We start from the raw sequence: 22,720 nt of genomic DNA, 5'->3' as shown, positions 1-22,720 counted from the left end.
CTAGTTTGCTCTTTGATTTTCATTGAGTATTAGAACATACAATGGAGGTCGTCATGGACAATATCATCGATGTGTCAATTCCTGTTGCAGAAGTGGTGGATAAGCATCCAGAAGTCTTGGAAATCTTAGTAGAGCTGGGTTTTAAACCCCTTGCCAATCCCCTGATGCGCAATACCGTCGGACGCAAAGTATCACTCAAACAGGGTTCTAAGCTGGAAGGAACCCCTATGGACAAGATTGTCCGCACACTGGAAGCGAATGGCTACGAAGTGATTGGATTAGACTAATGGCAGATGAACGGATTCATGTCCTACGGGATATTTTGTTAGAATTGCATAATGGGGCCTCTCCTGAGTCGGTTCAGGAGCGCTTTGATGCGACCTTTACAGGTGTATCAGCTATCGAGATTTCCCTTATGGAGCACGAGCTGATGAACTCAGACTCAGGTGTTACCTTTGAAGATGTCATGGAACTTTGTGATGTTCATGCCAATCTTTTTAAAAATGCTGTTAAGGATGTCGAAGTTGCAGATACCGAGCACCCAGGACACCCAGTTCGGGTCTTCAAGGATGAAAATCTGGCTCTCCGTGCTGCCTTGATTCGCATTCGGAGATTGTTAGATACTTATGAGTCGATGGAAGATGAAGAAATGCTTACGGAGATGCGCAAGGGTTTGGTCCGTCAGATGGGACTTGTGGGTCAATTTGACATCCACTACCAGCGCAAGGAAGAACTCTTCTTCCCTATCATGGAGCGCTATGGACACGATTCACCTCCTAAGGTCATGTGGGGAGTGGATGACCAGATCAGAGAACTCTTTCAAACAGCTCTAACGACAGCCAAGTCATTACCAGAAGTGCCGATTAGCAGTGTAAAGGAAGCTTTTGAAGCCTTTGCGACAGAGTTTGAAAGTATGATTTTCAAGGAAGAATCCATCCTTCTCATGATTCTTCTTGAGTCCTTTACTCAGGATGACTGGCTTCAGATTGCGGAGGAGAGTGATGCTTATGGTTATGCCATCATCCGTCCGTCTGAGAAATGGGTGCCAGAAAGACAGAGTTTTGTTGAGGAAAAGAGTGCAGAGGAGCCAGTACAACTAGACACTGCAGAAGGTCAAGTTCAGCAAGTTATCGATACACCAGAAGGCCAGTTTACTATTACCTTTACTCCTAAGGAAAAGGAAGCGGTGCTGGATCGCCATAGTCAACAGGCTTTTGGAAATGGCTATCTCTCAGTCGAGCAGGCCAACCTCATCCTCAATCACCTCCCTATGGAGATTACCTTTGTCAATAAAGACGATATTTTCCAGTATTACAATGACAATACGCCAGCTGATGAGATGATTTTCAAACGGACCTCGTCCCAAGTTGGGCGGAATGTCGAACTTTGCCATCCACCTAAGTATTTGGACAAGGTCAAGACTATTATGAAGGGACTTCGCGAGGGAGTCAAGGACAAGTATGAAATGTGGTTTAAGTCTGAGTCGCGAGGTAAGTTTGTCCACATCACCTATGCCGCAGTTCATGATGAGAATGGAGAATTTCAAGGAGTGTTGGAGTATGTTCAGGATATCCAGCCCTACCGAGAGATTGACACGGACTATTTCCGTGGATTAGAATAAGGAGAAAAAATGAGTTACGAACAAGAATTTATGAAGGAATTTGAAGCTTGGGTCAATACCCAGATTATGATCAACGACATGGCGCACAAGGAAAGTCAAAAAGTCTACGAAGAAGACCAAGACGAGCGTGCCAAAGATGCTATGATTCGCTACGAAAGTCGCTTGGATGCTTATCAGTTCTTGCTTGGAAAATTTGAAAATTTCAAGGCAGGTAAGGGATTCCATGATTTGCCAGAAGGCTTGTTTGGTGAGAGAAATTATTAAACGAGAAAGATTCTTGATTTTTCACCAAAATCTTGATAGAATATTTATATTAAATCCTTGTCAGAACAGGGGTTTTTTATTGAAAGGATTTTATCATGTCAAAGAAACTCAATCGTAAAAAACAATTACGAAATAGCCTCCGTCGCGCAGGTGCCTTTTCAAGTACTGTGACTAAGGTTGTAGAAGAGACAAAGAAAGTCGTGAAACGTGCAGAGCAATCAGCGAGCGAAGCTGGTAAGGCTGTTTCTAAAAAAGTTGAACAAGCAGTAGAAGCTACCAAAGAGCAAGCTCAAAAAGTAGCTAATTCTGTAGAAGATTTTGCAGCAAACTTGGGTGGACTTCCACTTGACCGTGCCAAAACTTTCTATGATGAAGGTATCAAGTCTGCTTCAGATTTCAAAAACTGGACTGAAAAAGAACTCCTTGCCTTGAAAGGAATCGGCCCAGCTACCATCAAGAAATTAAAAGAAAATGGTATCAAGTTCAAGTAATCTTTCTTGTCCCTTGCATTTCCGAAAAAATCTTGCTACAATAGAGCCATTAGAGGTGTTTTGAGTCTCACATTTTACAGAAAGTGGCGGTGCTGAGAAGTCCACAAATGTGTCAAAACTGGTTGCTGATGGATGAAAAATTGAAATAAAAGTGTCTTTTTGTTTTAAAGACGAGAGTTGCGGGCAACTGCCCGAAATTGGGTGGTACCGCGGATAAATACATTCGTCCCTGTCATGTAGATGGCAGGGGCGATTTTTTGTAGAAAGCGAGGTGAGAAGAATGTCAAGAGCTGAATTACCAGAACGCTTAGAAACCGAACGGCTCGTCTTGCGAGTTCGTACAGTGACTGACGCCGAAGATATTCATGCCTACGCTAGTCTCCCAGAGGTCGCCTATCCAGCAGGATTTCCGCCCGTCAAGACCTTGGAAGATGAGATTTATTATCTGGAGCATATTCTTCCAGAACGCAATCAAAAGGAAAATCTCCCAGCTGGCTATGGGATTGTCGTCAAAGGAACCGATAAAGTCATTGGTTCTGTTGACTTCAACCATCGTCATGCGGATGATGTGCTAGAGCTTGGCTATACCTTGCATCCAGACTATTGGGGTCGAGGCTATGTACCAGAAGCAGCGTTTGCCTTGATTGACTTAGCCTTTAAAGATTTGGGTCTTCACAAGATTGAACTGACTTGTTTTGGTTATAATGTCCAAAGTCAACGAGTCGCAGAAAAACTTGGATTTACCCTCGAAGCTCGCATAAGAGAACGTAAAGATATTCAAGGAAACCGCTGTGACAGTCTGATATATGGCTTGTTGAGGCGTGAGTGGGAGGTGATTTGATGCATCTTTTCATCATTGGGGCTCCGGCTTCTGGGAAAATGACGATTGGTCAAGAGTTATCTCGACTGACAGATGCTACCCTCTTTTATAACCATCAAGCCATCGATTTTGCATTAGAAATCTATCAGGACTTTACAGAGGAAATGTGGGAATTTGTTCGTGGAATTACCTTTTCTTTCCTTGGAGCAAGTGCAAGAAATCAGCGATCAGTAATTTTAACAGATGTAATTGATTTTTCAAATCAGTACCAACTGATGTATTTAAAGCAAATTCAGGATTTATTGGATAACTTTCATCAAGAGATTCTTTTTGTGGAGTTGGAAACAAGTCTTGAAGAGCGCATGCGTCGAAATCGAACGGAGAACCGGTTGAAGCACAAGCCCTTGAAACGGCATATTGAGATATCTGAAAGAGAAATTTTAGAGACCACTGAAACCCTTCAATTAAATTCCCAACATCAACCGAATGAGTTGCACCACTACTTTAAAATAAATAATACGAGTTTGTCTGCAGAAGAAGTTGCTAAGCAAATTCAAGATAAAATGAATACAATAGAGAAAGGACAAACACATGTCTAAAGAACTTTCACCTAAATACAATCCAGCCGAGGTTGAGGCTGGTCGTTACCAAAAATGGCTTGATGCGGATGTTTTCAAGCCTTCCGGCGATCAAAAGGCTAAGCCTTATTCAATCGTCATTCCACCACCAAACGTAACTGGGAAACTTCACCTTGGTCACGCTTGGGATACGACTTTGCAAGATATCATCATCCGTCAAAAACGGATGCAAGGTTTTGATACCCTTTGGCTTCCAGGAATGGACCACGCGGGGATTGCGACTCAGGCTAAAGTTGAGGAGCGCTTGCGTGGAGAGGGCATTACACGTTATGACCTAGGTCGTGAAAAATTCCTTGACAAAGTTTGGGAATGGAAAGACGAATATGCCACTACTATCAAGGAACAATGGGGCAAGATGGGGCTCTCTGTAGACTACTCTCGTGAGCGTTTCACTCTTGATGAAGGTTTGTCAAAAGCCGTTCGCAAGGTCTTTGTGGACCTTTACAAGAAAGGCTGGATCTACCGTGGTGAGTTTATCATCAACTGGGACCCAGCAGCTCGCACAGCCCTTTCTGATATCGAAGTTATCCACAAGGACGTAGAAGGTGCCTTCTACCACATGAACTACATGCTGGAAGACGGTTCACGCGCCCTTGAAGTTGCGACAACTCGTCCTGAGACTATGTTTGGGGATGTTGCAGTTGCGGTCAATCCAGAAGACTCACGCTACAAGGACTTGATCGGTAAAAACGTCATCCTTCCAATCGCTAATAAACTAATCCCAATCGTTGGAGACGAGCACGCAGATCCAGAGTTTGGTACAGGTGTCGTGAAAATCACGCCTGCCCACGATCCAAACGACTTCTTGGTGGGTCAACGTCACAACTTGCCACAAGTCAACGTCATGAACGACGACGGAACTATGAATGAGCTTGCCTTCGAATTTGCAGGTATGGACCGTTTTGAAGCTCGTAAGGCAGTCGTTGCTAAGCTGGAAGAAATCGGTGCCCTTGTTAAAATCGAAAAACGTGTCCACAGTGTTGGTCACTCAGAGCGTACAGGTGTCGTGGTTGAACCACGCTTGTCTACTCAATGGTTCGTCAAGATGGACCAATTGGCCAAAAATGCCATTGCTAACCAAGACACAGAAGAAAAGGTAGAATTCTACCCACCTCGTTTCAACGACACCTTCCTCCAATGGATGGAAAATGTCCACGACTGGGTAATTTCACGTCAACTCTGGTGGGGTCACCAAATCCCTGCTTGGTACAATGCTGAGGGTGAAATGTATGTCGGCGAAGAAGCTCCAGAAGGTGACGGATGGACTCAGGACGAAGACGTCTTGGATACTTGGTTCAGTTCTGCCCTCTGGCCGTTCTCAACTATGGGCTGGCCTGATGTCGACTCAGAAGACTTCAAACGTTACTTCCCAACTTCAACCTTGGTAACAGGTTACGACATCATCTTCTTCTGGGTGTCTCGTATGATCTTCCAATCATTGGAATTCACTGGTCGTCAGCCATTCCAAAACGTCCTTATCCATGGTCTCATCCGTGACGAGCAAGGACGCAAGATGTCTAAATCTCTCGGTAACGGGATTGACCCGATGGATGTCATCGAGAAATACGGTGCCGATGCTCTTCGTTGGTTCCTTTCAAACGGTTCTGCACCAGGTCAAGACGTGCGCTTCTCTTACGAGAAAATGGATGCTTCTTGGAACTTCATTAACAAAATCTGGAACATCTCTCGCTACATCCTCATGAATAATGAAGGCTTGACCCTTGAGCAAGCAACTGCCAATGTCGAAAAAGTTGCCAACAAGGAAGCTGGAAATGTCACAGACCGCTGGATTCTCCACAACCTTAATGAAACTATTGGAAAAGCGACTGCCAACTTTGATAAGTTTGAGTTTGGTGTAGCTGGTCACATCCTCTACAACTTCATCTGGGACGAGTTTGCGGACTGGTACGTTGAGTTGACTAAGGAAGTCCTTTATAGCGACAACGAAGAAGAGAAGGTTATCACACGCTCTGTTCTCCTTTACACTTTGGACAAGATTCTTCGTCTCCTTCACCCAATCATGCCATTCGTGACAGAGGAAATCTTTGGACAAATCTCAGAAGGCTCTATCGTGACAGCAGAATACCCAACTGTCAACCCAGCCTTTGAAGACCTTGTTGCCCACACAGGTGTCGAAAGCCTCAAAGACTTGATCCGTGCCGTTCGTAATGCGCGTGCTGAAGTAAACGTGGCGCCAAGCAAACCTATCACCATCCTTGTTAAGACAAGCGATAGCGACTTGGAAGCCTTCTTTAACAGCAATGTCAACTACATTAAACGCTTCACAAATCCAGAACACTTGGAAATCGCATCAACCATCCCTGCACCTGAACTCGCAATGTCAAGCGTTATCACAGGAGCAGAAATCTACTTGCCTCTCGCTGACCTCCTCAATGTTGAAGAAGAATTGGCTCGTCTCGACAAGGAACTGGCTAAATGGCAAAAAGAACTGGACATGGTCGGCAAGAAGCTCTCTAACGAACGCTTCGTAGCCAATGCCAAACCAGAAGTTGTCCAAAAAGAACGCGACAAACAAGCCGACTACCAAGCCAAATACGACGCGACCGTCGCACGTATTGATGAGATGAAGAAGTTGGTAAAATAAACACAGAAACACGGTGGAATGCCGTGTTTTTTTGGTATAATGGAAAATAAATTAGTGAGGTTATTTTATGTTTAATATCGGAAAATTTTTAATATGGTCTGTTTGTTTCCTATTATGGTTATTTGGAAAATTAGACAGATATGATTTTAGAATCAAATTTCGTGATCTGTTCCCATTTCTATATTTTATTTATATATTCATTTATACAATAATATTAGAGAATAAAATAGTTTTTAACTTTTTAGGCTATATTCTATGTTTTTTATTTATCATTTCAATTTATACAAACTTTATTAGCGGAGTGAGATATTCCATAAGACAAGTTAAAGCTAAGATTAAACTTGTCGAAAAAATCGATAATGCTTACCATGCTGTAAAGAAATACCTATTTGAACAGAATTTTGAGGAAGTTGCAGAAATCATTCTTGCTTCTATCCTAATTGGACTTATATATATTCAAATTAATTTTAATACACCTACTATAGATATAGTTAACAAAAGTAATATCGAAATATTGGGTTTCGTTATAGCCATCCTTAGCATGTACGGAATATATATTGGTTTTTTACAATATTTGGCAAGTGATAGTAAAGCAGATATGTATTTAGGAAAAAGTAAAGTTAATTACCTTATAGAAAAATCTATTTGGTACTATATTACACAGTCTAGGCTATTCTTTTTTATGTTGTTAGCGACAATGATAGTTCCCATAGCTGTGAAATTGAATATACCTTATATTCGTGAATTCACAATTTTATGGCAAACGTCATATGTTTTATCACTGATTATTTATATTTTTTTATTAAGTATGAGTTTATATGTCATCAGAGTTGCACTTTTAATGAAATCAAAAGCTGATGATAATCTGAAGTATAATATATCGAAACAAATTCAGAAAAATTATACGGAAGATTTTTGGTTTTTTTATAGTAATCGACATGAATATTCGAATAATTTTATAAAAAATAAGCTAAGTAGAGATTTTTCCAAGTTAGATACAAGCGAGTACGAAGAATTCATTTACAATATCTTCAGGACAGATATTGATATTAGAAATTTAAACTACTCAATCTCAGAGAAAATATCCTCAGGCTTTCAGTTGACAAGAACTCAAAAGTTTTTGAATAAGCTTTACACAAAGCTTGAAATATCTAACAAAAATCAATGGCTAAAATCATACAAAGAAAAAAATAACTCTGATTTAGGAAATGAATGGAAAGATTTTTACAGATATTTTAAGACATTTATTTATGGAAAATGGAGATTCTTAAAACTTTATAAAGATTATTTTTCTCCTGACATTTGGCAAAATTTAATTCATGAAGATTTAAAAATTATTGACAAGCTTGTAAAATCTGATCCAACATTAACAATTTTAAAAATAGAGTCTCCACATGAAACTAGATTTTCAGTTTCTCATCGTAATGAGAATATTAGAGAATTTCTATTTAAATTATTAGTTGATAAACAAGATATCAATTTAAATCAAATTTTACACAATATTAATGATGAAGAACGAAATCTCAGATTAAGTGATGATAAACAATTCTTTGATTATGATTATGAATTTTTACGATTTCAATTACTGATTCTATTAGATATATACAAAAATGGAGGTATAGATATCAATATACTTGAATTTAGACGAGCATCCGATTTCTATTCTCAAATTTGTTTCGATTATCTAGGTACAGGAAGAATTGAAACTTTCGTACAAAACAAAATTACAGAAGCTGAGAGTGAAGAAGAAATAAAACAAAAAAGAAGAGCTGAAAAAATTCAAAACTTAATATTAAGTATGAATGAAGAATATCGATTAGCTTTTATGTTATATCAATTAATCTACACTGACTATACACAATGGGATGATAACATTGAATTTTATGATACTGAGATTAAAAAATTAATGAGCTGCGATGAAGAGCAACAAAACTACCTTTTCGAGCAAGCTAAAGAAAAAATTTTAAGCACAAATATCAGCCATCGTATTACAGATAAACTTTTAGATAATCTATGGACAAAACGAAATGAAAAAATCACAGATTTTTATTGGTTTAAACAGTTTGGCAGAAGGCATCAAATGTCAGAACTTAAAATTATATATGTTCAATCGTTATTTTCAGGTAAAAGATTTTCATTCTCAAGCAGATTTAACTTTATATACGATTCATTAAGTTTTGGTAATGTAGTAAAAAGTACGAAGAACAGTGAAAAATGTATAAAAGTCTCTACTAATAAATTACATTGGAGACGTGTTAGAAACAAAGAGAAAATGGATAACTTCTGCAGAGAATATTTGCTTCTTACTGATAAATTAGATTCAATTTTCACAAATGATTTTTATTCGTACAAGCAAAATGATATACAATTATCAGTTGAATATCTTTTGAATACGAATAAAGTTGACCTATCAAATGTAATAACAAACCTATCAGTATCAAGTTTATTACGTCTTGAGCAGATATTAATATTTAGGGGTCAACGTAACAATCGATATTTTAACTACACTAGTAGAACAATTTTTGATTCCATGACTTCCAACAGTCCATTTTATTGGTCTGGTGGGGAAGGAGTATTAGAATTTTATATCCTCAAAACTATTGATAGTTTTTATCATGATTTATATAGAGATACCCAATTTTTAGATGGACTTAAACATAGCTTGATATCTACACTGAATTTCCATAATTTTACAATCAATGAGTATGTTGAAGTAATCGCCAAAAAAGTTTCAAGCGTAGATAGCATTTCTATATTCCAAAAGGAAGAAATAATTTGTAAATTAAATGATCTTTTATACAATACTGAAACAAAGAGTAGTCAGAGTAAGTTAGCTCATAAGAAAATATACAGATATAGGTAGCGATGCTAAATACCCCATTTTAATTTGTATAATAGACAGATAAATTTTCTTCTCTAGAAAAAGAAAGTATCAATGGGCTACATTTAGGTTAAAAAGTACAATATTTGATTATATTTTACCTTTTTGAATGAAAATTATAAGTAAATGATTTATTCAGCTTATACTGGACAAATCAATATTTTAGAAATAGGCTTACTACACAGTAAACTCAGTCAATTCGTGCCCGTAACAACTCACCCATCGACACCATCAGTTGGGTAGCAAAGAAATAAAAAGTCCTGTAACTTTCTCCCCCTTAACCTTTGACTATTCTGCAAAATTATCGTAAAATAAAGAGTAAATGATAAAATGAGGTCAGAGTCTGTTCACTCTGGCGATAGTAGTATAAATGAGGAGAAACGCTTTGGAATTAGAAGTATTTGCTGGGCAAGAAAAAAGTGAACTATCTATGATTGAGGTAGCGCGTGCTATCTTGGAACTTCGTGGTCGCGATCATGAGATGCATTTTAGCGATCTTGTAAACGAAATTCAAAACTACCTTGGAACATCAAACAGCGATATCCGTGAAGCCTTGCCTTTGTTCTACACAGAGTTGAACTTTGACGGTAGCTTCATCTCACTTGGAGACAACAAATGGGGGCTTCGTTCATGGTATGGTGTGGACGAAATCGATGAAGAAATTATCGCTCTTGAAGAAAATGATGACGATGAAGTAGCACCAAAAGCTAAGAAAAAACGCGTCAATGCCTTCATGGATGGCGATTCAGATGCTATTGACTACAATGCAGATGATCCAGAAGACGAAGATGCATACGAAGCAGATCCTGCTCTTTCATACGATGATGAAAATCCAGATGATGAGAAAAATGAAGTGGAAGCTTATGATGCAGAAATCAACGAAATCGCCCCAGATGACTTGGGTGAAGACGTGGATCTCAACGAAGAAGACGATGAGTTTTCTGATGATGACGCTGAAAACAACGAGGAATAAAAGTTAGCTATTGACAATTATCCTATTTTTAGGTATCATATTGTTCGGGCACCTCTTTTAGAGGTCAGGGCTCCCTAGTTATTAGGGAGCTATTTTTGTTTTTTCAAGAAGTTATCTTCTTGTATTTTGGTTGTGAATCTGGTGCAGTCGTCCCAGATTATTCTTATTAGTAGGGTCTTGTTTTCTATGTCCCCTCGTAGTTAACAAGGCCTTGAGCATTTTAGAAAGAGGAATCTATGTCAACGAAATATATTTTTGTAACTGGTGGTGTGGTATCGTCTATTGGAAAAGGGATTGTCGCAGCGAGTCTGGGCCGTCTCTTGAAAAATCGTGGTCTCAAAGTAACCATTCAAAAATTTGACCCTTATATCAATATTGATCCGGGAACTATGAGCCCTTACCAGCACGGAGAAGTCTTTGTGACAGATGATGGAGCTGAGACAGATTTGGACTTGGGCCACTATGAACGTTTCATCGATATCAATCTCAACAAATATTCCAACGTGACAACTGGGAAAATTTACAGTGAAGTTCTTCGTAAGGAGCGCCGTGGAGAATACCTTGGGGCAACTGTTCAAGTCATTCCTCATATCACAGATGCTTTGAAAGAGAAAATCAAGCGTGCCGCTGTAACGACCGACTCTGATGTCATTATCACAGAGGTTGGTGGAACAGTAGGAGATATCGAGTCCTTGCCATTCTTAGAGGCTCTTCGTCAGATGAAGGCAGATGTGGGGGCGGATAATGTTATGTACATCCATACAACCTTGCTTCCTTACCTCAAGGCTGCTGGTGAAATGAAGACCAAACCAACTCAACACTCTGTAAAAGAATTGCGTGGACTGGGAATCCAACCAAATATGTTGGTTATTCGTACAGAAGAGCCAGCTGGTCAAGGAATTAAAAACAAACTGGCCCAGTTCTGTGATGTGGCACCAGAAGCCGTTATCGAGTCTTTAGACGTTGAACATCTTTACCAAATTCCATTGAACTTGCAGGCGCAAGGTATGGACCAAATTGTTTGTGACCATTTGAAATTAGATGCACCTGTAGCGGATATGACAGAGTGGTCAGCGATGGTGGACAAGGTCATGAACCTCAAGAAACAAGTAAAAATTTCCCTTGTCGGTAAGTATGTAGAGTTGCAAGATGCCTACATCTCAGTGGTCGAAGCCTTGAAACACTCTGGTTATGCCAATGATGCAGAAGTTAAAATCAATTGGATCAATGCCAATGATGTGACGGCAGAGAATGTAGCAGAGTTCTTGTCTGATGCGGACGGAATTATCGTACCAGGAGGTTTTGGTCAACGTGGCACAGAAGGGAAAATCCAAGCCATCCGCTATGCACGTGAAAATGATGTTCCTATGTTGGGTGTCTGCTTGGGAATGCAGTTGACATGTATCGAGTTTGCTCGTCACGTTTTGGGACTTGAAGGTGCCAATTCTGCAGAGCTTGCACCAGAAACAAAATACCCTATCATTGATATCATGCGTGATCAGATTGATGTTGAGGATATGGGGGGAACCCTTCGCTTGGGACTTTATCCATCTAAGTTGAAACGTGGCTCTAAGGCAGCAGCTGCTTATCACAATCAAGAAGTGGTGCAACGCCGTCACCGTCACCGTTATGAGTTTAACAACGCCTTCCGTGAGCAGTTTGAGGCAGCAGGCTTTGTCTTCTCAGGTGTTTCTCCAGACAATCGTTTGGTCGAAATTGTGGAAATTCCAGAAAATAAATTCTTTGTAGCGTGTCAGTATCACCCTGAACTGTCAAGCCGTCCAAATCGTCCAGAAGAACTCTACACTGCCTTTGTCACTGCAGCAGTCGAGAATAGTAATTAGCTAAATCAGAACCTTTGAGAAGAATCTCAGAGGTTTTTTGATTGCATATTTAGGATAATATTTGCAAATTAAAAACATAGTGATATAATTAACATAACAAAAGTTAAGGAGGATTTACAATGAAAAAAATCACACTATTTGGTTTGTCTCTAGCAGGACTAGCTTTACTGGCTTTTCCTCATTCAGGGCAGGCATTTGAGCTTAAAGAAGAATGGGTTGTTAAGTGTGGAGTGCAGTATCAAGATGGCAAGATTCTTCGGTTTAACAATGGTCATGAAGTGGATATAAAAGTCTTGGATTTGCCAAAAACCGAGAAAATCGAGTGGACGGTTAGTCTCAATGGTCAAGATCAAACTGTCAATTTCCTAGGTCAAGAAAAGGACAAGTCTATGATGGGCGTAGAGGGGCGTTACCTGAATTTCTATGTTCCATATGGCTATAGAGGAGATATCAAGGTAGAAGCTAAGAGCGGAAATGAAGTAAAGACCTGGTCAACGAAAGTTGTGGATGATATTCATAATGATAGTGGAAAGAGAGGTTACTATCGTATTGAAGAATCAAATGATCAATACACTTACCTTGATGCTAAATGGGATTATCAAACCAAGACTTACACTGCTACCTTACCAGAGACTGTCAATGGTCAAAAAGTCTTTGCTTGGGCAGACTATGACAATGGCGAGTTGAAACTTGAAAAACTAAAATCTATCAGTCATAAATATGATGATGGAGGATCTTTCAAAGAACTTTATCCGATTGTAAAAGCAGAAGGCTGGCTAAAATCAAATCAAAACTGGTACTATCAAAAACAAGGTCAATTAGTGCAGAAGGATTGGGTTTATGACAAGGGAACTTGGTACTTTATGAATGATAAAGGAGTCATGTTCAATCAAACTTGGCTTTATCAAGGTGGCAACTGGTATGCCTTTAAATCATCAGGAGCTATGATTGCGAGTGACTGGCTTTACGACCAAGGTAAGTGGTACTATTTATCAACTTCAGGAGCCATGAAAGCAAGCACTTGGGTTTATGACAAGGGAGAATGGTATTATGTAAGTTCTTCTGGTGCCATGATTGCGAATGATTGGGTCAAAGACAATGGTAAGTGGTATTATCTAGCTTCATCAGGTAAGATGCTTCGCAATACCTACACACCTGATGGTTACTACGTTGGTAACTCAGGCGCCTGGCAATAAGAATCATACTCTTCGAAAATCTCTTCAAACCACGTCAGCGTCATCCACAACCTCAAAACGCTGTTTTGAGCTGACTTTGTCAGTTCTCATCCACAACCTCAAAGCAGTGCTTTGAGCAACCTGCGGCTAGCTTCCTAGTTTGCTCTTTGATTTTCATTGAGTATAAGAAGTCCTTTTCCTTAAAGGAAGAGGCTTTTTACTTGATTTTCTGCTGCTTCCTCATTTGTCCTAAAGCCTTTTTTGTGTTAAAATGAATGGTATGAAAGCTAAAAAAATGTGGATGGCAGGTCTGGCTCTGCTTGGTATTGGGAGCCTTGCCCTTGCTACGAAAAAAGTTGCAGATGATCGTAAGCTCATGAAGACCCAGGAAGAGTTGACAGCGATGGTGCGAGACCATTTTTCAGACATGGGAGAAATTGCTACCCTCTATGTTCAAGTCTATGAAAGCAGTCTAGAGAGCTTGGTTGGTGGCGTCATTTTTGAGGATGGCCGTCATTATACCTTTGTCTATGAAAATGAAGACCTGGTCTATGAGGAGGAAATCTTATGATACAACCAGCAAGTTTAGAAGAATTAGCATCTTTAGTAGAAAAAGATGGCAAGAAAGTCTTTCTTTTTGTGGCGGACTGGTGTGGCGATTGCCGTTATATTTATCCTTCCTTGCCAGAAATTGAGGAGAGCAATCCAGAGTTTACCTTTATTCGAGTGGATAGAGACCAGTATATGGATTTGGCCAAACTCTGGGATGTATATGGAATCCCTAGCCTTGTTGTTCTAGAAAAGGACAAGGAAATTGGTCGTTTTGTCAATCGCGACCGTAAAAGCAAGCAACAAATTAACGACTTTTTAGCAGGACTGAAATAGGAGAAAAAAGGAAACAATGATTTTTACATATAACAAAGAACATGTCGGTGATGTCCTTATGGTCATCGTGAAAAATAGCGGAGATGCCAAACTGGATGTGGAGCGCAAAGGCAAGGTAGCCCGTGTTTTTCTCAAAGATAATGGGGAAACAGTGGCTTGGAATATTTTTGAAGTTTCAAGTTTGTTTGAAATTGCAGAGCGCGGTCAAGTCTTTTTGACAGATGAGCAAGTCGCTCGTTTGAATCAAGAATTACAAACGGAAGGTTTTGCAGAAGAAATTGTCAATGACAAGGAACCTAAGTTCGTTGTGGGTGAAATTGTCGAGATGGTAGCTCATCCAGATAGTGACCACCTTAAAATCTGCCAAGTTGCAGTTGCAAGTGACAAGACAGTGCAAATCGTTGCAGGGGCTCCTAATGCGCGTGTTGGTTTGAAAACCATTGTAGCTCTTCTTGGAGCCATGATGCCAAAAGGCAATCTCATTTTCTCAGGCGAACTTCGTGGTGAAAAGAGTTTTGGAATGATGTGCAGTCCTCGTGAATTGCATCTGCCAAATGCTCCGCAAAAACGAGGGGTTATTGAATTATCAGAAGATCAAGTTGTCGGAACTCCATTTGACCCAGCGAAACACTGGACTGCCTAAGAAGTTGTTAATATCTGATAGACCAGATAGAAGGAAATAAGATGGCAAAAAATGTAGTGATTACAGGAGCGACATCAGGAATTGGTGAAGCGATTGCGCGTGCTTATCTAGAGCAGGGTGAGAATATCGTTCTAACCGGACGACGGACGGACAGACTAGAAGCCCTTAAGTCGGAGTTTGCAGAAACTTTTCCAAATCAAACAGTTTGGACTTTTTCGCTAGATGTCACGGATATGGCCATGGTAAAGACTGTCTGCTCTGATATTCTAGAAACGATAGGGCAGATTGATATCTTGGTCAATAACGCTGGATTAGCTCTTGGCTTGGCTCCCTATCAGGACTATGAAGAGTTGGATATGCTGACCATGTTGGATACCAATGTCAAGGGTCTGATGGCTGTTACTCGCTGTTTCTTGCCAGCAATGGTAAAAGCCAATCAAGGTCATATTATCAATATGGGGTCAACTGCAGGAATCTATGCTTATGCGGGTGCAGCTGTTTACTCAGCCACCAAGGCAGCGGTTAAGACCTTTTCAGATGGACTGCGAATTGATACCATCGCAACGGATATCAAGGTGACAACCATTCAGCCTGGAATTGTCGAAACAGATTTTTCGACGGTACGTTTTCACGGTGATAAAGAACGAGCTGCGTCCGTTTACCAAGGAATCGAAGCCTTGCAGGCACAAGATATCGCTGATACAGTTATCTATGTGACCAATCAACCTCGCCGTGTGCAGATTACAGATATGACCATTATGGCAAATCAACAGGCAACAGGTTTCATGGTTCATAAAAAATAAAAAATTTTCTCGAAAAGTTACAAATTTCTGTAACTTTTTTTGATTTCCTACGAATAGATAAGTAGGAGGAAAAAATATGTATAATAAAGTTATCTTAATCGGACGTTTAACGTCTACACCAGAATTGCACAAAACCAACAATGACAAGTCAGTAGCGCGAGCAACTATCGCTGTGAACCGTCGTTACAAAGACCAAAATGGGGAGCGTGAAGCTGACTTTGTCAATATGGTTCTTTGGGGCAGACTAGCAGAAAGCTTGGCCAGCTACGCAACTAAAGGTAGTCTTATCTCTGTGGATGGAGAACTTCGTACCCGTCGTTTTGAGAAAAATAGTCAAATGAACTACGTGACCGAAGTACTTGTCACAGGATTCCAACTCTTGGAAAGTCGCGCCCAACGTGCCATGCGTGAAAATAATGCAGGCCAAGATTTGGCGGATTTGGTTTTGGAAGAGGAAGAATTACCATTTTAAACATTGAAAAGTCTGAGTTGGTCTCAGGCTTTTTATCTTGAGAAAGTCAGACTTTTTTCTTGACTATTTCTGACCAAGTGATACAATAGAACTATAAATTAGCACTCGATTGTAAAGAGTGCTAATAGTATCTATCTCATTATGGAGGAAATCAGATGTTGAAACCATTAGGGGACCGTGTGGTCTTAAAAATTGAAGAAAAAGAACAAACTGTTGGAGGCTTTGTCCTTGCAGGTTCAGCTCAAGAAAAAACAAAAACAGCCAAAGTTGTAGCTACTGGACAAGGTGTTCGTACCTTGAACGGTGACTTGGTTGCTCCAAGTGTTAAAGCTGGAGATCGTGTCTTAGTTGAAGCCCATGCAGGTCTTGATGTTAAAGATGGCGATGAAAAGTACATCATCGTTGGCGAAGCTAACATCTTGGCAATCATTGAAGAATAGAAGGAGAAAGTAAGTATGTCAAAAGAAATTAAATTTTCATCAGATGCCCGTTCAGCTATGGTTCGTGGTGTCGATATCCTTGCAGACACTGTTAAAGTAACCTTGGGACCAAAAGGTCGTAATGTCGTTCTTGAAAAATCATTTGGCTCACCCTTGATTACCAATGATGGTGTGACCATTGCCAAAGAAATCGAATTGGAAGACCATTTTGAAAATATGGGTGCCAAATTGGTATCAGAAGTAGCTTCAAAAACCAATGATATCGCAGGTGACGGGACTACAACTGCAACTGTTTTGACCCAAGCGATAGTCCGCGAAGGAATCAAAAACGTCACAGCAGGCGCAAATCCAATCGGCATTCGTCGTGGGATTGAAACAGCAGTTGCTGCAGCAGTAGAAGCCTTGAAAAACAACGCTATTCCTGTTGCCAACAAAGAAGCCATCGCTCAGGTTGCTGCTGTCTCTTCTCGTTCTGAAAAAGTCGGTGAGTACATCTCTGAAGCCATGGAAAAGGTTGGAAAAGATGGTGTCATCACTATCGAAGAGTCACGTGGTATGGAAACAGAACTGGAAGTTGTTGAAGGAATGCAGTTCGACCGTGGTTACCTTTCACAGTACATGGTGACAGATAGCGAAAAAATGGTGGCTGACCTTGAAAATCCATACATTTTGATTACTGATAAGAAGATCTCAAATATCCAAGAAATCTTGCCGCTCCTAGAAAGTATTCTCCAAAGCAGTCGTCCACTCTTGATTATTGCGGATGATGTGGATGGTGAAGCATTGCCTACACTTGTTTTGAATAAGATTCGTGGGACCTTCAACGTGGTAGCAGTCAAGGCACCTGGTTTTGGTGACCGTCGTAAAGCAATGCTTGAAGATATCGCCATCTTAACAGGTGGAACAGTTATCACAGAAGATCTAGGTCTTGAGTTGAAAGATGCGACAATTGAAGCACTTGGTCAAGCAGTGAGAGTAACTGTGGACAAAGATAGCACTGTTATCGTAGAAGGTGCTGGAAATCCTGAAGCGATTTCTCACCGTGTTGCGGTTATCAAGTCTCAAATCGAAACTACAACATCTGAATTTGATCGTGAAAAATTGCAAGAACGCTTGGCCAAATTGTCAGGTGGTGTAGCGGTTATTAAGGTAGGCGCTGCAACTGAGACTGAGTTGAAAGAAATGAAACTCCGCATTGAAGATGCCCTCAACGCTACTCGTGCAGCCGTGGAAGAAGGAATTGTTGCTGGTGGTGGAACAGCCCTTGTAAATGTTATCCCTGCCGTAGCTGATTTGGAATTGACAGGAGATGAAGCAACAGGACGCAATATTGTTCTCCGTGCTTTGGAAGAACCTGTTCGTCAGATCGCCCACAATGCAGGATTTGAAGGCTCTATCGTTATCGATCGTTTGAAAAATGCCGAGCTTGGTACAGGCTTCAATGCAGCAACTGGCGAATGGGTCAACATGATTGAAGAGGGAATCATCGACCCAGTTAAAGTGAGTCGTTCAGCTTTACAAAATGCAGCATCTGTAGCCAGCTTGATTTTGACTACGGAAGCAGTCGTAGCCAATAAACCAGAACCAGTAGCCCCGGCTCCAGCAATGGATCCAAGCATGATGGGCGGGATGATGTAAGCTTTCTATAGAAAACAACTTATAAAAAACACAAAAGGAGGGAATGACTAACCCTCCTTTTTATGATATTCACTTCTAAATTGATTTGAGCTCTCCTAACTTATATGATAAAATAAGACTAGAAAAAGGAGAAGAACATGATCGATGTAGAAGAAATTCTGAGCAAGATGAACCCCAATCAGAAAATTAATTATGACCGTGTTATGCAGAAGATGGTACAAGTATGGGAGAAAAATGAGCAACGGCCAACCATTCTCATGCATGTTTGCTGTGCCCCTTGCAGTACCTATACCCTCGAATATTTGACCAAGTATGCAGATGTGACTATCTATTTTGCCAATTCTAATATCCATCCCAAGGCAGAATACCATAAGCGGGCTTACGTCACCAAGAAATTTGTTAGTGATTTTAATGAGCGGACAGGAAATACGGTTCAGTACCTAGAAGCTCCCTACGAACCCAATGAATACCGAAAATTAGTTAGGGGACTAGAGGAAGAGCCTGAAGGTGGCGACCGTTGTAAGGTTTGCTTTGACTACCGACTGGATAAGACAGCTCAAGTGGCTATGGACTTAGGATTTGACTACTTTGGCTCAGCCTTGACCATCAGTCCTCATAAGAATTCTCAAACCATTAATAGTATCGGAATCGATGTGCAAAAAATTTATACAACCCACTATCTTCCAAGTGATTTCAAGAAAAATCAAGGCTACAAACGTTCAGTAGAGATGTGTGAAGAGTATGATATCTATCGTCAGTGTTATTGCGGATGTGTCTATGCAGCCCAGGCTCAGAATATTGACCTTGTTCAGGTTAAGAAAGATGCTACAGCTTTCTTGCTGGATAAGGATGTTGAAAAAGACTATTCCCATATCAAATTTACAGTTACTAAATTAGATATATAAGGATAAGCCCAGCTGTCAAGCTGGGTTTTTCAAATAAAAAAAACGGGGTCTTAACCCCAGTTTGACAACTTTACCGATTCTTTAGTTCTACATAGCGCTTGTACCAAATGTTTACATAGGCTTCTGAGAAAGGACCTCGTCCATTGTTAATCCAATCAACAAGAATTTTGACATGTTCTTTTAAAATATAGTCCAAGTCATCAGAATAATTCATTTTGCGTTTGTGACGCTCATACTCCTCAACGTCCAAGAGACGTTTTTCCCCATCTGTAAAAATTTTAACATCCAAATCATAATCAATATACTTCAGTGCTTCTTCATCCAGATAGTAGGGGCTAGCCATATTGCAATAGTAGGAAATTCCATTATCACGAATCATGGCAATGATATTAAACCAATATTTCTTGTGAAAGTAAACAATAGCCGGTTCTCGAGTGACCCAACGACGACCATCACTTTCGGTAACCAGTGTATGATCGTTGACACCAATAATGGCGTTTTCTGTTGTTTTTAGTACCATGGTGTCCCGCCAAGTTCGGTGGAGACTCCCATCATGCTTATAACTTTGAATTGTAATAAAGTCGCCTTCTTTTGGAAGCTTCATAACTAACCAACTTTCTACAATTTATAAGTTTATCGTTTACTATTGTACCATAAAATTACCTAAAATCTGTGAATTTTACATGAAAATATTAAAGATATTCTCTGAGAGCGCTTGCTATATCCGAAAAATCGTAGCCCTTTCGTGCTAAAACTTGGGTTAAACGCTGTTTAAGTTCGTATCCTTCATATTTGCGAGCATACTTAGCATATTGCTTGTCAAGTTCCTTGAAGATGAGTTCCTGAGTCGTTTCTCCATCAACTTGACTATCCAATTCGTCAAAGGCACTTTTAGCATCAGAATAGGAAAAACCCTTGTTGGTCATATTCTGGATAATCTTATCTTGCAAGGCGCGAGCAGGAAGCTTTCCAGAGTATTTTTTAAGCAGTTTCTCTGCAACACGTTGAGCAACTTCCGAAAAATCAAATTCTTTCAAGTTCTCTTCTATAGTAGATTTTGAAATTCCTTTTTGTGCTAATTTCTGAGTCAGTACATAAGGCCCCTTGTCTCCTGAAAGTTGATTGGCATTGATGATAGCATAAGCGTACTGGCTGTCATTAATCCACTTATCTTCTTTAAGATTAATAATGACTTGAGAAACGATGTTTTCATCAATATCGTATTTTTTCAGATATTCTCTGACTTCTTTTTCAGTGCGTGCTTTAAAGGATAGGTGGTAGAGGGCCAGATTTTTACCATAAGAAAATTGGGCAAAGTCCTGAATATCCTTCAATTCCTCTTCGCTTATTACCTTATCTTTCGATAACATAAAACGAACAATAGTATCTTCAGTAATGTAGCTTTTGTCACCATTATCAAGCTCCATCAGATAGAGTCTTTTTTTCTTTTCAAGTTTTGTGATTTTCATAGTTCTATTATAACTCAAAATGTGATAAGATAGGGGTATGAATCTGAAAGTGAAACAAAAAATACCATTAAAAATCAAGCGCATGGGAATTAATGGTGAGGGAATCGGCTTTTATCAAAAAACATTAGTCTTTGTGCCTGGTGCTCTCAAAGGAGAAGATATCTATTGTCAGATTACTTCTATTAAACGTAACTTTGTTGAGGCAAAATTACTGAAGGTCAACAAGAAGTCTAAATTCCGTGTTGTGCCAGCTTGCACTATTTACAATGAATGCGGAGGCTGCCAAATCATGCACCTGCATTATGATAAGCAGCTGGAGTTCAAGACGGACTTACTTCACCAAGCGCTGAAAAAATTTGCCCCTGTAGGATATGAAAACTATGAAATCCGCCCGACGATTGGAATGCAGGAACCAAAGTACTACCGCGCTAAGTTACAATTTCAGACTCGAAAATTTAAGAATCAGGTCAAGGCGGGCTTATATGCACAAAACTCTCACTATTTAGTGGAGTTGAAAGACTGCCTGGTACAAGACAAGGAAACCCAAGTGATTGCTAATCGTCTAGCGGAATTACTTACTTTTCACCAAATTCCAATCACGGATGAGAGAAAAGTTCTAGGTGTCAGAACTATAATGGTCCGACGAGCTAGAAAGACTGGACAGGTTCAGATTATTATAATTACAAACCGCCAGCTTAATTTAACCCTGCTGGTAAAAGATTTAATTAAAGATTTTCCAGAAGTTGTGACAGTAGCTGTGAATACAAATACAGCTAAAACCAGTGAGATTTATGGTGAAAAGACAGAGATTATCTGGGGAGAAGAGAGTATTCAAGAAGGTGTACTCGATTATGAATTTTCACTATCTCCTCGAGCTTTCTATCAACTAAATCCTGAACAAACAGAAGTTCTTTATAACGAGGCGGTAAAAGCGCTGGATGTTGATAAAGAAGACCATTTGATTGACGCTTATTGTGGAGTTGGAACGATTGGATTTGCTTTCGCAAAGAAAGTTAAAACATTAAGAGGTATGGATATTATTCCAGAAGCCATTGAAGATGCCAAGCGAAATGCTAAAAGAATGGGATTTGACAACACACATTACGAAGCTGGAACAGCGGAAGAGATTATTCCTCGCTGGTATAAGGAAGGCTACCGAGCAGATGCTCTGATTGTGGACCCACCACGTACAGGTCTGGATGATAAGTTATTAGATACTATTCTTACCTATGTGCCAGAAAAAATGGTCTATATTTCTTGTAATGTTTCGACCTTGGCTCGTGATTTGGTACGCTTAGTAGAAGTCTACGATCTTCATTATATCCAGTCGGTCGATATGTTTCCTCACACAGCACGGACAGAAGCGGTCGTGAAGTTGGTTAAGAGAAAAGCATAGAAGTTCTACGACCTAAAAATTATAAACGAATCAAAAAAAGTATAATGGATAATTAGCAAAGGAAAATTGTTATATAGCAGTGATAGAGTACAGAGGAGTAAGTAAAATGTCAGTAGAAGAAAATCTAAATAAATATGACTATTTAAAAGAAATTTGTAAATTCTCAGAATTAAGAAATGAAGATATAAGAAAATTGATAAAAGGGGTGTCAAGTGACGAGAAAAAATAGTGGGCAATGTTTGCTCGGAAAAAGAGAGACTTGGATAACGATAAATCAGATATGACACAAATTTGCATACAAGTTGGGAGTAGTAAAAACATATACTCAGAGTTAAGAGGGATATTAAGGTGTATGATTTCTGAACCGAAAAAAGAAAAAGTTTCTACAGAATTTTCCGTTGAAGCATATATATTCACTACATTCATGGATAAAGACAGTGTCAAATACAGATCTATTTATGAAAAATTCGAAGATTTTATTATTTATGAAATTATTGTTGAAAAATATTTAGCTAATATAGATTATGAAAACTATGATAAGATCAATTATTCGGAAGTGAAATTTGCTCTTGAACATCGTGCTTATTTATGGAATCCAGCCCCACCAACATATGGAAATAAAGAACGAGAAATACTCCAAATTTTAAAACAAGAAAAGAGAACAATTAGATAGAAATTAAAAATTTTGTTGTAGAATGTAAAAAAAGTTCTTGACAAGTCAGAAAAAGTCTGTATAATAGTAAGAGTTGAAAATAAC

Annotated in this window: 24 protein-coding genes; 22 read left to right on the top strand and 2 right to left on the bottom strand. The window is 39.5% G+C overall.

The annotated features are described in order from the left end of the window. Positions 1–53: 53 nt before the first annotated feature. The 19 genes from HMPREF2613_RS06030 (at position 54) to HMPREF2613_RS05935 (ending at position 19,098) form a co-directional block, all read left to right on the top strand. Entirely contained in the window at positions 54–287 is a 234-nt protein-coding gene (locus tag HMPREF2613_RS06030; RefSeq protein ID WP_000368739.1) for a DUF1858 domain-containing protein, read from the top strand. After that, positions 287–1,621, top strand: a complete 1,335-nt coding sequence (locus tag HMPREF2613_RS06025) for a DUF438 domain-containing protein (RefSeq protein WP_070479708.1) — start codon at positions 287–289, stop codon at positions 1,619–1,621. The genes HMPREF2613_RS06030 and HMPREF2613_RS06025 overlap by 1 nt, the downstream gene beginning before the upstream one ends. 9 nt (positions 1,622–1,630) lie before the next feature. Then, the gene (locus tag HMPREF2613_RS06020; RefSeq protein ID WP_000119707.1) at positions 1,631–1,885 is read left to right on the top strand and encodes a DUF1912 family protein; all 255 of its coding nucleotides are present in this window, start codon (positions 1,631–1,633) and stop codon (positions 1,883–1,885) included. A 95-nt stretch (positions 1,886–1,980) separates the two neighbouring features. Continuing rightward, on the top strand, positions 1,981–2,376 hold the full coding sequence (locus HMPREF2613_RS06015) for a helix-hairpin-helix domain-containing protein (RefSeq protein WP_000038631.1): 396 nt from the start codon (positions 1,981–1,983) through the stop codon (positions 2,374–2,376). Positions 2,377–2,656: 280 nt separating this feature from the next. Then, complete coding sequence (locus tag HMPREF2613_RS06010; RefSeq protein WP_070479706.1) at positions 2,657–3,217, top strand: GNAT family N-acetyltransferase; 561 nt, start codon at positions 2,657–2,659, stop codon at positions 3,215–3,217. Further along, a complete protein-coding gene (locus HMPREF2613_RS06005) occupies positions 3,217–3,795 on the top strand; it encodes an AAA family ATPase (protein ID WP_070479704.1) in 579 nt (192 codons plus the stop codon). Before HMPREF2613_RS06010 ends, HMPREF2613_RS06005 begins: the two co-directional genes overlap by 1 nt. Further along, positions 3,788–6,439 (top strand): valine--tRNA ligase, encoded by a 2,652-nt coding sequence (locus HMPREF2613_RS06000; RefSeq protein ID WP_070479702.1) that lies wholly within the window; start codon positions 3,788–3,790, stop codon positions 6,437–6,439. The genes HMPREF2613_RS06005 and HMPREF2613_RS06000 overlap by 8 nt, the downstream gene beginning before the upstream one ends. 67 nt (positions 6,440–6,506) lie before the next feature. After that, positions 6,507–9,302, top strand: a complete 2,796-nt coding sequence (locus HMPREF2613_RS05995; protein WP_070479700.1) for a hypothetical protein — start codon at positions 6,507–6,509, stop codon at positions 9,300–9,302. A gap of 403 nt (positions 9,303–9,705) precedes the next feature. Continuing rightward, positions 9,706–10,293, top strand: coding sequence for a DNA-directed RNA polymerase subunit delta (gene rpoE / locus HMPREF2613_RS05990; RefSeq protein WP_033687659.1), 588 nt, complete (start codon positions 9,706–9,708; stop codon positions 10,291–10,293). A gap of 236 nt (positions 10,294–10,529) precedes the next feature. After that, entirely contained in the window at positions 10,530–12,137 is a 1,608-nt protein-coding gene (locus HMPREF2613_RS05985; RefSeq protein ID WP_070479697.1) for a CTP synthase, read from the top strand. A 119-nt stretch (positions 12,138–12,256) separates the two neighbouring features. After that, positions 12,257–13,333 (top strand): N-acetylmuramoyl-L-alanine amidase family protein, encoded by a 1,077-nt coding sequence (locus HMPREF2613_RS05980; protein ID WP_070479695.1) that lies wholly within the window; start codon positions 12,257–12,259, stop codon positions 13,331–13,333. Between the two features lie 250 nt (positions 13,334–13,583). Further along, a complete protein-coding gene (locus tag HMPREF2613_RS05970) occupies positions 13,584–13,883 on the top strand; it encodes a DUF4651 domain-containing protein (protein ID WP_049493606.1) in 300 nt (99 codons plus the stop codon). After that, positions 13,880–14,197, top strand: coding sequence for a thioredoxin family protein (locus HMPREF2613_RS05965; RefSeq protein WP_049493605.1), 318 nt, complete (start codon positions 13,880–13,882; stop codon positions 14,195–14,197). Before HMPREF2613_RS05970 ends, HMPREF2613_RS05965 begins: the two co-directional genes overlap by 4 nt. A 16-nt stretch (positions 14,198–14,213) precedes the next feature. Next, positions 14,214–14,840 carry a YtpR family tRNA-binding protein gene (ytpR, locus tag HMPREF2613_RS05960; protein ID WP_070479693.1) on the top strand — a complete coding sequence of 209 codons (627 nt, stop codon included), beginning with the start codon at positions 14,214–14,216 and terminating at the stop codon, positions 14,838–14,840. Positions 14,841–14,881: 41 nt separating this feature from the next. After that, a complete protein-coding gene (locus HMPREF2613_RS05955) occupies positions 14,882–15,643 on the top strand; it encodes an SDR family NAD(P)-dependent oxidoreductase (RefSeq protein ID WP_070479690.1) in 762 nt (253 codons plus the stop codon). Positions 15,644–15,719: 76 nt separating this feature from the next. After that, positions 15,720–16,115 (top strand): single-stranded DNA-binding protein, encoded by a 396-nt coding sequence (locus HMPREF2613_RS05950; protein ID WP_070479688.1) that lies wholly within the window; start codon positions 15,720–15,722, stop codon positions 16,113–16,115. A 155-nt stretch (positions 16,116–16,270) separates the two neighbouring features. Continuing rightward, complete coding sequence (groES, locus tag HMPREF2613_RS05945) at positions 16,271–16,555, top strand: co-chaperone GroES (RefSeq protein WP_000917315.1); 285 nt, start codon at positions 16,271–16,273, stop codon at positions 16,553–16,555. 15 nt (positions 16,556–16,570) lie between these two features. Then, a complete protein-coding gene (gene groL / locus HMPREF2613_RS05940) occupies positions 16,571–18,193 on the top strand; it encodes a chaperonin GroEL (RefSeq protein ID WP_049493597.1) in 1,623 nt (540 codons plus the stop codon). Positions 18,194–18,330: 137 nt separating this feature from the next. Beyond that, entirely contained in the window at positions 18,331–19,098 is a 768-nt protein-coding gene (locus HMPREF2613_RS05935; protein ID WP_000567567.1) for an epoxyqueuosine reductase QueH, read from the top strand. 70 nt (positions 19,099–19,168) lie between these two features. Here HMPREF2613_RS05935 and HMPREF2613_RS05930 read toward each other — a convergent pair whose 3' ends face one another. Both HMPREF2613_RS05930 and recX read right to left on the bottom strand, forming a co-directional pair. Then, positions 19,169–19,702 (bottom strand): nucleoside tri-diphosphate phosphatase, encoded by a 534-nt coding sequence (locus HMPREF2613_RS05930; RefSeq protein WP_000775316.1) that lies wholly within the window; start codon positions 19,700–19,702, stop codon positions 19,169–19,171. A gap of 88 nt (positions 19,703–19,790) precedes the next feature. Then, positions 19,791–20,567: a recombination regulator RecX gene (gene recX / locus HMPREF2613_RS05925; RefSeq protein ID WP_070479685.1), complete on the bottom strand. Its 777-nt coding sequence runs from the start codon at positions 20,565–20,567 to the stop codon at positions 19,791–19,793. A gap of 37 nt (positions 20,568–20,604) precedes the next feature. Between recX and rlmD the strand changes: the two genes are divergently transcribed. From rlmD to HMPREF2613_RS05915, 3 genes are all read left to right on the top strand, one after another. Beyond that, positions 20,605–21,963, top strand: a complete 1,359-nt coding sequence (rlmD, locus tag HMPREF2613_RS05920) for a 23S rRNA (uracil(1939)-C(5))-methyltransferase RlmD (RefSeq protein ID WP_070479683.1) — start codon at positions 20,605–20,607, stop codon at positions 21,961–21,963. Between the two features lie 106 nt (positions 21,964–22,069). Next, on the top strand, positions 22,070–22,192 hold the full coding sequence (locus tag HMPREF2613_RS11775; RefSeq protein ID WP_261673974.1) for a hypothetical protein: 123 nt from the start codon (positions 22,070–22,072) through the stop codon (positions 22,190–22,192). Positions 22,193–22,222: 30 nt separating this feature from the next. Further along, on the top strand, positions 22,223–22,636 hold the full coding sequence (locus tag HMPREF2613_RS05915; RefSeq protein WP_261673973.1) for a hypothetical protein: 414 nt from the start codon (positions 22,223–22,225) through the stop codon (positions 22,634–22,636). Positions 22,637–22,720: the final 84 nt, after the last annotated feature.

The organism is Streptococcus sp. HMSC070B10, from assembly GCF_001808665.1.
GTDB lineage: Bacteria > Bacillota > Bacilli > Lactobacillales > Streptococcaceae > Streptococcus.
The sequence above is the reverse complement of the archived record's forward strand: the minus strand, read 5'-3'. Positions and strand labels throughout refer to the sequence as shown.